Origin of the sequence: Sphingobacterium sp. BIGb0116 (assembly GCF_024808035.1) — a bacterium.
Classification (GTDB): Bacteria; Bacteroidota; Bacteroidia; order Sphingobacteriales; family Sphingobacteriaceae; genus Sphingobacterium; species Sphingobacterium paramultivorum.
Map to the genome: position 1 here is coordinate 202,472 of NZ_JANUDT010000001.1, position 14,287 is coordinate 216,758.

Annotated in this window: 7 protein-coding genes and 1 riboswitch; of the genes, 6 read left to right on the forward strand and 1 reads right to left on the reverse strand. The window is 38.5% G+C overall.

All coding sequences use genetic code 11. From position 1 onward, the window contains the following. Nucleotides 1-2,820: a prolyl oligopeptidase family serine peptidase gene (locus M2419_RS00995; protein WP_259254071.1), complete on the forward strand. Its 2,820-nt coding sequence runs from the start codon at nucleotides 1-3 to the stop codon at nucleotides 2,818-2,820. 175 nt (nucleotides 2,821-2,995) lie between these two features. Continuing rightward, nucleotides 2,996-5,185, forward strand: a complete 2,190-nt coding sequence (locus M2419_RS01000; protein ID WP_088162032.1) for a glutamine synthetase III — start codon at nucleotides 2,996-2,998, stop codon at nucleotides 5,183-5,185. 106 nt (nucleotides 5,186-5,291) lie between these two features. Here the strand turns inward: M2419_RS01000 and M2419_RS01005 are convergent, their stop codons facing one another. Continuing rightward, a complete protein-coding gene (locus M2419_RS01005; protein ID WP_182331346.1) occupies nucleotides 5,292-7,742 on the reverse strand; it encodes a TonB-dependent receptor in 2,451 nt (816 codons plus the stop codon). 343 nt (nucleotides 7,743-8,085) lie between these two features. On the opposite strand from M2419_RS01005, the gene M2419_RS01010 reads away from it, so the two are divergent. The 4 genes from M2419_RS01010 (at nucleotide 8,086) to M2419_RS01025 (ending at nucleotide 14,271) form a co-directional block, all read left to right on the forward strand. Further along, a complete protein-coding gene (locus M2419_RS01010) occupies nucleotides 8,086-10,113 on the forward strand; it encodes an FUSC family membrane protein (RefSeq protein ID WP_159730822.1) in 2,028 nt (675 codons plus the stop codon). A gap of 182 nt (nucleotides 10,114-10,295) precedes the next feature. Then, nucleotides 10,296-10,408, forward strand: a riboswitch (SAM riboswitch). Nucleotides 10,409-10,663: 255 nt separating this feature from the next. Continuing rightward, the gene (locus M2419_RS01015) at nucleotides 10,664-11,974 is read left to right on the forward strand and encodes an O-acetylhomoserine aminocarboxypropyltransferase/cysteine synthase family protein (RefSeq protein ID WP_075993185.1); all 1,311 of its coding nucleotides are present in this window, start codon (nucleotides 10,664-10,666) and stop codon (nucleotides 11,972-11,974) included. 32 nt (nucleotides 11,975-12,006) lie between these two features. After that, entirely contained in the window at nucleotides 12,007-13,050 is a 1,044-nt protein-coding gene (gene metX / locus M2419_RS01020) for a homoserine O-acetyltransferase (protein WP_159730824.1), read from the forward strand. 39 nt (nucleotides 13,051-13,089) lie between these two features. Continuing rightward, nucleotides 13,090-14,271 carry a homoserine dehydrogenase gene (locus tag M2419_RS01025; RefSeq protein WP_153846738.1) on the forward strand — a complete coding sequence of 394 codons (1,182 nt, stop codon included), beginning with the start codon at nucleotides 13,090-13,092 and terminating at the stop codon, nucleotides 14,269-14,271. Nucleotides 14,272-14,287 lie beyond the last annotated feature (16 nt).

The window sequence follows — 14,287 nt, forward strand, 5'->3', positions numbered from 1 at the left end:
ATGAATAAGAAAAGTATCTGTATTCCATTTTGTTTTCTGGCAGCATTCGCTGCCCATGCACAAAAGAAACCATTGGATCATACGGTATATGATAGTTGGCAAAGCGTATCATCGCCCTATATCAGTAAATCGGGAAAATTTGTCCTGTTTCAGGTCGTTCCACAAGAAGGCAATAATCAGCTTTTTCTCAAAACCAAAGAAAACAAAGAACTCATTCAAATTCCCCGTGGATATAATGGAAAACTGACAGATACCGAAAACCATCTGCTAAGTTTGGTCAAAGCACCATTTGCCGTAACCCGCGAAGCCAAAATCAAAAAGAAGAAAGTCGAAGAACTCCCAAAAGATTCATTGGCGATCTACAATTTAACGACTTCATCCCTTGTCAAATTTGCGCAGGTAAAATCTTACAAAATTGCCGATCATAACAACAATTTTGTCTCTTTTCTTTTCGACAAGGAAATAAATGAAAAATCTGAAACAAAAACGGCTAATGATGCCACATCGGCAAAGAAAAGCAGCGATAAAAAGAAAAAAACAGTTGCAACGCTTGCTTTATATGATTTAAATTCCGGTGATTCGGTACAATTTTCATCCGTAGACCAATACGAATGGAATAAAAACGGATCAAAAATTGTTTTTTCAAAAAAAACAGATTCGAAAGATAGCCTGTCAAAAGAATCTGGAGTCTACCTCTACGAAATAGCAACTAAAAAGCTCAAAAAGATATCAAATGGAAAAGGCAATTATAAAAATTTCAAATTTGATGAATCAGGCAACCAGCTCGCTTACCTAGGGGATCTCTCCAATGAAAAGGCATTGCTGAAAAATTATAATTTATATTACTATTCAAATGGTATAGATACAGCCCAATATCTCGCAACAAAAACCAGCAATGGTATACCTAAAAACTGGGCCGTTAGCGGGGATGGGGATATCCGTTTCAGCAAAAATGGAGAGAAGTTATTTTTCGGCATAGCACCAATACCTCGTGTCAAAGACACCACTTTGGTTGATTTTGAGCATGCTAAAGTAGACGTTTGGAACTGGCAAGACGATTATTTACAACCAATGCAGTTGGTAAATTTAAAGAAAGACCTTGCAAGAAACTTCTTAGCGGTCACTTACCCCAAATACAATCGTAACATTATCCCCCTTACGGACCAAACATTCAACTCCACGGCACTTACACCGGATGGAAATGAAGAGTATGTCTTAGCGCGTACTGATTTTGGCAAGCGCATCGCAAGTCAATGGGAAGGTAGTACAAGAGATGACATCTATCTGGTTTCGACAAAAACAGGAAATAAAGAGTTAATCCTTTCAGACTTTTCAGGAAATGCAATCTTAAGTCCTGACGCAAAATACATCGTATATTTCGACCAAGATAAAGGAACCTGGAATTCCTATCAGGTTAGTTCAAAGAAAAAAACAGTTCTAAATGACGGTATACCTGCGTCCTTTGCCGACGAGGAAAATGATATGCCTACCTCAGCACAAGGATACGGCATGGCAGCATGGAGCCCAGACTTTAAAGGGATTTACGTCAATTCGAGATATGATATCTGGTATTTTAACTTGGACGGATCCAACAAATCCATCTTGACAAACGGCTATGGGGCTGCTTCGCAGACAACTTTCCGCTACTTGCCTTTAAAAAGAGAAGAAGATCGCGAACAAGCCACAACACTAGACTATAAAAAGGGTGGTTTTCTAACGTCTTTTGACAATAAAACCAAAGAATCTGGTTTCTACCAGTTCAAGGGACAGCATAGCGATCCTAAAAGTCTTTTGGTAGAGGCAAAAACGTTTAAGAATATCAGCTCTTCGGCAGATCAACAAACGATACTGTACAGTAAAGAGGATTATATGAATTCACCTAATATATATACCAATACAATTAAGTTCAAAGACGAATTACAGCTATCCAATATTAACCCCCAACAGGCTAATTACAATTGGGGTACAGCAGAACTTGTTCATTGGACAACGCCTGAAGGAAATCAGGCGGAGGGAATTCTTTATAAACCAGAAAATTTTGATCCTGCAAAAAAATATCCCATTATAGCTTACTTCTATGAAAAGCTTTCAGATGGATTATATACGTATCAACCTCCTGCTCCTACACCATCACGTTTGAACATCCCCTATTTTGTAAGTAACGAATACCTTGTATTTGCACCAAATATAAGCTACAAAACAGGTCACCCGGGTCAATCAGCTGAAGAATACATCAATTCGGGGATGAGAAACCTCGCTCAGAATGCATGGGTTGATAGTACGAAAATGGGAATACAGGGGCAAAGTTGGGGCGGCTATCAAGTTGCTCACCTCATTACGCGGACCAATATGTATGCTGCGGCTTGGACTGGTGCTCCTGTTGTCAACATGACATCTGCCTATGGCGGAATACGCTGGCAAACCGGTATGTCGCGCCAATTCCAATACGAACATACACAAAGCCGCATCGGAAAAACCCTATGGGAAGCTCCGGAACTGTACATCGAAAACTCACCTTTATTCCATTTGGATAAAGTTAAAACTCCCGTTGTCATTATGGCCAATGACAATGATGGGGCCGTGCCATGGTATCAAGGCATTGAAATGTTTACTGCATTGCGCCGATTAAACAAACCTGTATGGATGCTGAATTATAATGGTGATGAACATAACCTCATACTCCGACAAAACCGCAAGGATATACAAATTCGGGAACAGCAATTCTTCGATCATTTCCTAAAAGGTGCCCCCGCTCCTGCTTGGATGAAGAAAGGAGTACCTGCCACCGAAAAAGGAATAGACTGGGGATTCGAATTATAACACAAAACAATAAAAAAGGTGTGATTTATACAAATCACACCTTTTTTATTAGCCAAAAACCATAATTTTCAAATTATTTCACAAAAAACATCAAAAAAAATTTCAGTTTTCAATAAAAACACAATATTTTTGAAAAACAAAATCAACAAAACTGTAATTTAACTACAAAATACAAATGTCGAACCTAAGATTCAAAGCAGTAGAAGCAGCAGGCTCACGCCAAATTGCTTCATTTGAAAAAGTTGAAACTAAAAAAGCAACTGACATCTACGGAAAGAATGTTTTTTCCGTAAACAAAATGAAAGACTACCTTCCTAAAAATTCATACAAGGAGTTAGTTGCATCCATTGAAGAGGGACAGATTATTTCAAGAGATTTGGCTGAACACATTTCACAGGCCATGAAAACTTGGGCACTTAACCACGGCGTTTCTCACTACACACACTGGTTTCAACCGCTGACAGGTTCGACTGCTGAAAAACATGATGCTTTTTTTGAGCCAGACGAAAACGGTGAAGCAATTGAAAAATTTACAGCTGACGCATTAGTTCAACAAGAGCCCGATGCATCTTCTTTCCCAAACGGTGGTATCCGTAATACGTTCGAAGCTAGAGGTTATACAGCTTGGGATCCATCTTCTCCTGCCTTCATTTACGAAACAGGCGCTGGTAAAACATTATGTATTCCAACAGTTTTTGTTTCCTATACGGGTGAATCATTAGACTATAAAGCTCCTTTATTGAAAGCGATCAACGCAGTAGATAAAGCTGCAACAGATGTTGCTCAATATTTTGATAAATCGGTCACTAAAGTAAACGCTTCTCTTGGTATTGAACAAGAGTATTTCTTGGTTGACCTTTCCTTATATAATGCTCGTCCAGATCTTCAGTTAACTGGCCGTACGTTATTTGGCCATATGTCGGCAAAAGGCCAACAATTGGAAGACCACTATTTTGGTGCGATTCCAGAGCGTGTATTAGCTTACATGGTGGATTTGGAAAATGAAGCTTTAAAATTAGGTATTCCTTTAAAGACTCGTCACAACGAAGTTGCACCTTCTCAATTTGAATGTGCTCCAATGTACGAAGAAATCAACTTGGCTATCGATCACAACCAATTGTTGATGAATGTCATGGAACAAGTTGCTTTAAGACACAACTTCAAAGTATTGTTGCATGAAAAACCATACTCCGGTGTCAACGGATCTGGTAAACACAACAACTGGTCTTTAATCACAAATACCGGTGTAAATTTATTATCTCCTGGAAAAACGCCTAAAAACAATTTGATGTTCTTGACTTTCTTTGTCAATACCATTAAAGCTGTTTATGAATATGCTGATTTGATGCGTGCTTCTATCGCTAGTGCAAGCAACGATCACCGCCTAGGTGCAAATGAGGCTCCGCCAGCAATTATTTCAATTTTCTTAGGCTCTCAATTGGATGAGCTTTTGGAAGAAGTTGAATCTGCTCGTGTTGCTAAAAAAGTAAAAGCAGAGGCAAACTTATGGCATGGTATTCCTAAAGTTCCTGAATTAAAATTGGACAATACAGACCGGAACCGTACTTCACCATTTGCTTTTACTGGTAACAAATTTGAATTCCGCGCTGTTGGTTCTTCTGCAAACTCTGCTTTACCGATGACCGTATTGAATGCAATCGTTGCAGCACAATTGATCGAGTTCAAAACGGAAGTAGATAAACAAATCAAAAAAGGCATTAAAAAAGATCTTGCAATCTTAAATGTTGTCCGCAAATACATCAAAGATTCAAAAGCAATCCGTTTCGAAGGCAATGGATATAGCGAAGAGTGGGAAAAAGAAGCTGAGGCACGTGGTCTTTCTAACATCAAATCTACGCCTAAAGCATTAGATGTTTATGTAAAAGAAGAATCTTTAGCCCTGTTTGAATCACTAGGTATTTATACTAAACGTGAATCAGAAGCTCGCCACGAAATCTTGCTTGAAAACTTCTATAAAAAATTACAAATTGAGGCACGTGTCATCGAAGAGATGGTTAACAACCAAATTGCTCCTGCATGTTTCATTTATCAAAACGAATTGATTGAAAATGTCAAAGGATTAAAAGACCTTGGTCTAGCGCAGGCAGCATTCAGCTCTCAATTGAACTTTGTAGAACGTATTTCAACACACGTAAATACCATCTTGGAGCAAGCTGAAGCAATGCGTCAGGAACGTAAAAAAGCAAACCAAATTGATGACGTACGTGAAAGATCAATCGCTTACGATGAATCGGTTAAACCATATTTCGATGTGATCCGTTATCATGTCAACAAATTGGAGAAAATTGTTGATGACAAAAAATGGCCTCTTCCAAAATTGAGAGAGATCTTATTTTTAAGTTAAGATAACTTCCCTGAAACAAAAAGAGCCTGCGATATCGCAGGCTCTTTTTGTTTCAGGGAAACGTTCGCTATCTCTCGCTCCTTATCTCCCCTCACAACAGTAGCTCCTATTTTTTTAACCGATTATCTTCATCATTATTACCAGCCTTCTTATTGACTGACTTAATATTCATATTACCAAAACGATAAGAAACTGACAATCGGATAACCCGACTATCATATCCATTTCGTATACGATAGTATCCATTTTCCTGATAACTCGACAATCTGCGCTGACCTCTTGTATTCAACACATCATTTACAGCCAACTTTACATTCAATTTTTTGTCAAGAAATGTTTTTCCAGCACCTAGATCGATACCATAGTAAGACTGAAAACTAAATACCCCATATACTGCTGGCGAAAAATAATTGGCTGTCAGCTCCAGATTTGTTGTTTTCCCAATTCGAATATCATGATTGGAACTTACCTGGAAAGATAACTTTTCCAATTGGCGTTGCGCTCCGGAGTGCTCATCAAAACTAAACTTATTATAAAAAGCGCTGGCATTGTTAGAAATACTCCACCATTTAAAAAGCTTAACTGGTATATTGACATTCATGTTGTAATAATCAAAGTAAGCCAGATTTCTATCTGTCTGTGCAATAGCTTTGGTCTCCGAATTGCTTTCTATGACCTGAGTGATGGCATCATTGGTCCTCTTGTAGCCCAAACTCAATAAATAGCGATCTTTAAAGGTATAATTTACTTCATACGAATTGGTATATTGTGGATTTAAATAAGGGTTGCCATACTGATACGTGTATTGATCCAAATAATACACAAAGGGATTCAATGCCCCATAATCAGGACGGTCAATACGTCTGCTATAACTCGCACCAAGCTTGTGATCATCATTAATCTGTTGCTGTACAAATATTGATGGGAAAAAATCGGTATAGGTACGTTTTGTTTGTTGCCCAAGCGTCACCGAGTTTCCTAGGGAGCTTGTATTTTCAACACGCAGTCCAGTTTGTACCGAAAACTTTCCGAATGATTTATTTAGGCTGAAATAAGCTGCAGCTATATTTTCATTATACAAAAACTGATTACTTTGACCATTATTTTGCACAAACTCGCCTTGCTGATCCTGATCTTCGTATAACAAATTATTATCTGTTTTTACACGGCTATATTTTAAGCCCGCCTCAAGTTTCGTCGTTTTATTAAAAGGATGCACAAAATCGGTTTTAAAAACCAAAATTTTGGTCTTAGAAAGCATATCATTCCGGAAAATATTCGGTGATTTAAATTCTTCCCAATTTGCATCCAAAAAACGGTTTCCAACAGTGCTATTGTCATTATTCTTCGAATATGAATAATCCCCATTAACGGTCAATTCAGTCCCTAAGGTATCAAATGTCTTTTTATAGTTAAGATTATAAGTGAGGTAGTGGTATTTAAAATCTGACAAATTGCTTCCTAATACAATCGAATCAAGCTTTCCTTTTTGAGAGGCGATCAGATTGCTTCCCTCGCGTGTTGAATGGCCATTACTTACGTTACCGTTAACCACAAATCCAATGACCTCCTCTTTCCCCAGGTTAAAATCTGCCGCAAATTTGAAATTATGGCCTCGATAGCGGAATTTCGAATAAGAATCCGAATTGAAAAAAGTCGTCCCGATTTTGGTATCTACAGCCCTATCGATATTTAAATCATTAAAGCCTAAGGCATTTGCGTAGTTATAAGAAGAAAATAAGTTCACCCAACTGTTACGATGGTTTACTAGAAAGCCACCATCCGCCTTTGTATATTTACCCTGCCCTAAATTGAGGTTTAAACTAACATTACTTCCAAATTGCGTATTCTTCTTTGTCTTAATATTAATAATTCCTGCATTCCCTGCTGCATCGTATTTTGCGGGTGGATTGGTGAGTACTTCGATCGATGCTATTGCATTGGAAGCTGTATTTTCCAATAATCGCGATACTTCATCTGCAGAAAGATAAGTAGGCTTACCATCAATCATGATAATCACATTACTTTTTCCACGTAGATTGATCTTTTTATTGTCTAAAGTTACCCCTGGAACCTTTTGCAGGAGTTCCAATGCGTTATTCCCTGTTGCCAAAATACTGTTTTCAACATTGAGGACAACTTTATCAAGGTGACTTTCAATCAATGGTTTCTTACCGATCACCTGTGCCTCACTCAGCACTTTACTTTCCACCTGTAAACGAATCGTATCCAGTACCTTGAGATCACCCGCACTCACGACCATTTCAGCAGAACGATAAATAGCATAACCCACCGTGGACACCTGTAGGCTGTACTTCCCTTCGGGTATCGCAGACAACACAATTTCTCCATTTTCGTTGGATAAAGTTCCTTTTAACAAGATATCATTGGGCTTACGAAACAATGAAATATTTGCAGCCACAATAGGCTGATTGTCTTGTCCAACAACGACTGTACGTAATTTTCCCCCGTCAGACTGTGCTGAAACGGGTCCGGCAATAGAAAACAGGAATAAAACAAGAGAAAATAAGAGCAATTTAATTTTTTGTGGTTTCATAATGTAATTTCTTAAGGCTATCGATTGGATAGTCAACTTCATAATAATGACAACAAACCTCGTGTATTCATTACACGTTGACTAGTAGAAATAGATAGATCGTCCGATTCACTCGGTAGACAACCAAATAACATCGGTAAACCATGTCATTCGCTGATCGATGCTAAAGCCGATAAAATCATCCCAGCTAATCTTGAATCTCCAAAAAGCACAGCGCAAGAAAAGCACATCGAATCAAAATAAAAATTCAAAAAATCAACAAAAATCAAAACAAATAAATTGTATACAAAAAATATTAAGCATAATATTTGTATTTTTGCATAGAAAATTAGTAAACTGATTAATGAGCACTGTATCATTGAAGAAAAGATTCTACCGTATTTATATCCTTATGATACGATTTATGCATGGCGAGCATTCTGGAGACGCATTACGTAATGTTTCCATCAGCATCTTGCCAAGTTTGGCGATCTACTTATTGGGAGCGCAAGCGAGCACGGCTATTGGAATCGGTGTCGGATCGTTGTTAACAACACTCACAGATCCTCCTGGAAACAGAAAAGATAAACTTTCTTCTGCTCTCGTATGTATTCCCACCTTCTTTGTTGCATCATTGTTTACAGCGATTGTATTTCCGTATCATTGGCCCTTGGTTATACTGCTAGCAGCGGCCGGTTTTATATGTACGTTATACGGTATTTTTGGGGCTCGCTATGCTGCAATTGGAAACATGACATTGATTCTCATGAGTTTTGTGATCGGAATGGCCCCGCAACACCCTTTTGCGGTTAGTTTACAGATTACAACAGGTTCCATTATATACTACTTTTTTAGCCTTTTACAAGCCTATATACAACCTTATCGCTCGCTAAAACATGCGATGGCCAATGGTTTTCATGGATTGTCCCAATTTCTATTGATACGATCACAGTCTTACGATCCCAATATTCCTTTGAATATAACGTACAGTCGCGTAGGCAAAATTCATGGCCTGATCAGCGAACAACAGGAACAAATCAGGTCTCTTCTTTTTCGAGAAAAAAAAATCATAAGTCAACAGTGGCATAAAAGCAATTATTGGCTCAGTCAGGTTTATGGGTTAATTGACCTTCATGAGTTAATTATTGCACTTGATCACGACTATGATGCGATTCGCAAAAATCTTGCAGACACGGGCAGCCTCCCTTTAATTCGTCACACAATCAAATTATTAGCTTTAGAAATTGATAGCTTTTCACAACCTAACAAGAGGTTTCGGTATGCGCATCAATTATATCACAATAACTTTAAAATTAATGCCCTCTTACAGGATTTAAAAGAAATTCAAGAACAGCAGACCGGTCAAGCAAAAAGTATATTATGTTCGATCATAAGCAACATCGAAGCAATTATTGAAGTACTCAACCGAATTCAGGTAGCTTTTTATCAAAATCAGGAAATTCAGGATAAGATTGACAGCAGTGAGTACCAGCAATTTATCAATCGACCTTTGCGCAATCTTGCTGATCTAAAAAGTAAACTCCATCTGAATAACCCGCTTTTTCGATTTGCCGTTCGGATGGCTCTTCTTTTTGGAACAGGCGCATTGATCGGTATTTTATTTTTGGATTTTAAATATACCTATTGGATCTTACTGACGATCGCTATTGTTGCCAGACCAGCATTTTCAATGACAAAAAAGCGTAATATAGAGCGTATTGTAGGCACATTCTCGGGTATAATAGTTGGTATATTCTGCTTAATTTCTATTCATTTTCTCCCAGCTCTCCTTACCATAGCTGCATTAGGTCTTTTCGGATTCTTTTTGTTCAACCGATCTAATTATATGGTCAGTGTCATCTTTATTACCTTGGGAATTGTGATTGCGCTCAATTTGTTCGAAGGCAATATCAATCTCATTTTAGGCAGCCGAATACTTTTCACACTCATTGGAGCATTCTTGGCTATAGCAGGTTATTTCTTGATACCTGTACGCCAAAGCACAGGCATGGTTCAGCTGGCAAAAGAGGTATCCCTTTACAACGAGCATTATTTCCAAACCATCAATAACCGTCTGTCGGACGAGAAACAAAGTTCTTTTGATATACGACTGGCTCGCAAAAAAGCGCAGACTGCCATGGCCCTGTTTTCAGACGCTATCAATCAAATGAAAAAAGAACCCGAGCATAAATGGATAGATTGGTCGCATATCCACCATTTTCAGGCACTCTCTTATCAGGTCAACTCCCATTTGGTGGGGCTTTCGTTATCGTTAAGCAAAAAGACGAATCGCCACCTAGCGTATGATATCCATAGTAGAATTGATGCACTTAAACCTCTTTTAACAGATTTAAATCAAATTGCGGAACGGATCAACTTAAAGAAATCATAATACCCGATTGACAGTTATTTATCCGGTTTCATCCGACGATATGCGATCCCGATCGGTATGTTATTCAAAATTCCTTTAACTAAAAAATAGCTTTTCTTTTGCTTTAATAAAAAAAGAGTTTATATTTGTGTCGTCTTCGAAAGAAGATTTCTAATCAACACCTCCCTTAATCAGTAGGTCTTGATTTATAAAGAAGTGGCGAGAGACTGGCTCAATGACCCACTGGCAACCTTCAATTTGTTTGAAAAGGTGCCAATTCCTGTCCAAAACAATATCGTTTTGGAGCATATAAATGACATAAGACAATGATTATTAAACTACTGAAGTCCATTAAAAATTCAGGTTCAACACAAGTGAACCACACGATAAGCGAAAGTGTAAGTCATCGTACAACTGTATTGATGCGAATGCGTATGCATATGCACTTCCATGCTTGTTAAAAATCATTTCCTTTTTCTTGGATAAAGATTTAACAGACCCTTCAACGAGGTGTGTATGCTTCTCTTTTTACTTAGCAATTTCTTTTTGAACCCTTAAAATCTGATATATTATGTCTTCAAACAAAAATTTAAAATTCGAAACTCTTCAGGTTCACGCTGGCCAAGTCGCTGATCCTACTACGGGATCTAGAGCAGTTCCTATATATCAAACAACATCTTTTGTATTTGAAAATGCCGAACACGGCGCAAACTTATTTGCATTAAAGCAGTTCGGCAATATCTATACACGGATTATGAATCCTACTACGGATGTTTTCGAACAACGTATTGCGGCACTGGAAGGTGGAGTCGCAGCTGTTGCTGTTGCATCTGGCCAGGCAGCACAGTTTATAGCTTTAAATAATATCTTGGAAAGTGGTGACAATTTTGTTGCCGGATCCAACTTATACGGCGGTACATTTAACCAGTTTAAAGTTTCTTTTAAACGCCTGGGCATCGAAGCTCGATTTGCAACGGACGCCGAGGCAGATAAAATTGAAGCCCTCATTGATGATAAAACAAAGGCCATCTATGTTGAAACAATTGGAAACCCAAGTTTCAATATTCCAGACTTTGAGAAAATTGCTGCCGTAGCAAAAAAATATGACTTACCATTAATCGTCGATAATACTTTTGGAGCTGGGGGTTATTTATTTAAACCTTTGGAGTACGGTGCGAATGTGGTTGTTGAATCGGCTACTAAATGGATCGGTGGACATGGCACAAGCATTGGCGGTGTCATCGTCGACGGCGGAAACTACAATTGGGGCAATGGAAAATACCCTCAATTTTCCGAACCATCTGAAGGCTATCATGGCTTAGTTTTTTCCGAAGTTTTCGGTGAAGGCGGACCGTTTGGAAATATTCAATTTGCCATTCGGGCACGTGTGGAAGGGCTTCGGGATTTCGGGCCAGCACTCTCCCCTTTCAATTCATTCTTATTATTACAAGGGCTTGAAACGCTGTCTTTACGGGTGCAACGCCATGTAGATAACACTTTAGAGGTAGCTAAATGGCTTGAGGCGCATCCACAGGTAGAAAAAGTAAACTATCCGGGCTTAAAAAGCTCTCCGAGCTTCGCTAACGCACAAAAATACCTTAAAAATGGCTATGGTGCGGTGCTTTCTTTCCAGCTCAAGGGTGACGCAGCACAGAAGGCCAATAGCTTTATCGACAGCTTAGAATTGATCAGTCACTTGGCCAATGTCGGTGATACGAAGTCATTGATTATCCATCCAGCAGCGACTACTCACCAACAATTGAGTGATGAAGATCAAGCCAATGCTGGAGTGTTCAAAGGTTTATTACGCCTTTCTGTAGGAATAGAACATATTGATGACATCAAAGCTGATTTACAACAAGCTTTTGATAAAATTAAATAATCAGATTTTTTCGGCTTAAACTTAAACGTAAAATGAGTAAGCATATTTATCTGCACCCGGAGCCTTTTGTATTTGAAAATGGAAGAGAGCTTACTGATTTACAAATCAGTTATGAAACATTTGGCAAACCCAACGCAGATCGCAGTAATGTGATCTGGGTTTGCCATGCACTTACGGCTAATGCAGATGTACTGGATTGGTGGTCCGGTCTTTTTGGAACAGGTGAATTATTTGATTCAAACGATTATTATATTATCTGCGCCAATGTCATAGGATCAGCATATAATAGCAGTAATCCGCTATCTGTAAACCCAGCTACTGGACAGCCTTACTACCTATCTTTTCCTGAATTTACAGTAAGGGATTTGGTCAATGCACATCAATTTCTTGCAGACCACCTGGATATCAAACAAATAGAGATCCTTATTGGCGGCTCATTGGGCGGTCAACAAGCATTGGAATGGGCCGTATCGCACAGTATAGCCATCAACCATCTAATCGTCGTTGGAACAAATGCCGTCCATTCACCATGGGGTATTGCATTCAATGAAAGTCAACGTCTTGCCATTACAACTGATCGAACCTTTTACGCCAATCATCCCGATGGCGGAGCTAAGGGTTTAAAAGTTGCACGCGCTATGGCACTGTTGTCTTACCGCAACTATACAACGTATGCCAACACACAAAAGGAGGATGATAACGAAAAACTCGATCATTATAAAGCATCCTCCTATCAAAACTATCAGGGTGAAAAATTGGTGAAACGCTATAATGCGTACAGCTATTACTTCCTAACCAAAGCAATGGACAGCCATAATTTAGGTCGGGGAAGACGATCTATCGAATCCGCTTTAGCGAGCATTGACTGTCCAACTTTAGTACTGAGCGTCAATACAGATTTGTTGTTTCCTCCACAAGAGCAACAATTCATCGCTCAACATGTTCCGAATGCCCACTATCAGGAGATTGAATCTACCTATGGCCACGATGGATTTTTGATCGAAACAAAAAAACTCACTAAAATCATCAGCAACTTTCTGCGGAAACAAAAAGAATACCTAAACGAATTAGTATAAGAGAATAAATAATATATATAAGAGAATTTAAGAAGAGATATGAGTAATAAATTAACAATAGGGATGTTTGGGTTTGGTGTAGTAGGCCAAGGTCTTTACGATATCATCAAAACCAAAAATCTTAATCTGGAGATCAAGAAATTTGTCATTAAAAACGGAGATAAAAAGCGCTCGCTACCAGCAGATTTATTTTCTACCGATGCCGAAACAATTTTAGGTGACCCAGAAATTAATACTGTTGTCGAACTAATAGATGATGCCGAAGCAGCCTATCAACTAACTGTTCGTGCCTTGAAATCGGGAAAAAATGTGGTATCTGCCAATAAAAAAATGATTGCCAGCCACCTGGAAGAACTGGTTGATATCCAACATGAATATGGCACCAGTTTATTGTATGAAGGTGCCGTTTGCGGAAGTATTCCCATTATACGGAATTTAGAAGAGTACTATGACAATGAATTACTTCATTCTGTCAGCGGTATTTTTAATGGATCTTCCAACTATATTTTATCTAAAGTTTTCAATGAAAACCAGCAATATACAGACGCTTTAAAGAAAGCGCAAGAACTTGGTTTTGCAGAAACAGATCCAACCCTGGATGTAGGTGGATTTGACCCAAAATTTAAAGTATGTATTGTTGCTTCCCATGCGTACGGAATCTATGTCAAACCAGACGATGTCTTTAATATTGGTATTGACAAATTGGGACAGCAAGATATTCGTTTTGCTAAAGAAAAGAACCTCAAGATCAAATTGATACCAACAGCAAAAGAGATCGATGGCAACAAAGTTGTACTTTATGTATTACCACGCCTAGTAGGCAAAGAGAGCATGCTCTATAATGTAGAAAATGAGAACAATGGTGTATTGGTAAAAGCTGCCTTTGCAGACGAGCAATTTTTCTATGGTAAAGGAGCAGGTGGACACCCGACGGGCTCTGCTGTGCTATCGGATATCGCTGCCCTTCGCTATGGATACCGTTATGAATATAAAAAACATTTAGAATCCAGCACATTAAATTATAGCCAAGATTATTTAATTAAGGTTTATTTGAGATACACAGATGATACACTGATTGAAAAGTTAAATTTCAGTGAAATCACAGAACGATATTACGCACCAGATTTCAAATATGTCATAGGACATATTAATCTTCAACAAATCGCAGCTCACAAAGCTGATTTGGATCAAGAGGGCAATTTTATTGCTGAAATCGCGTAGGCAATCAACAAACCAA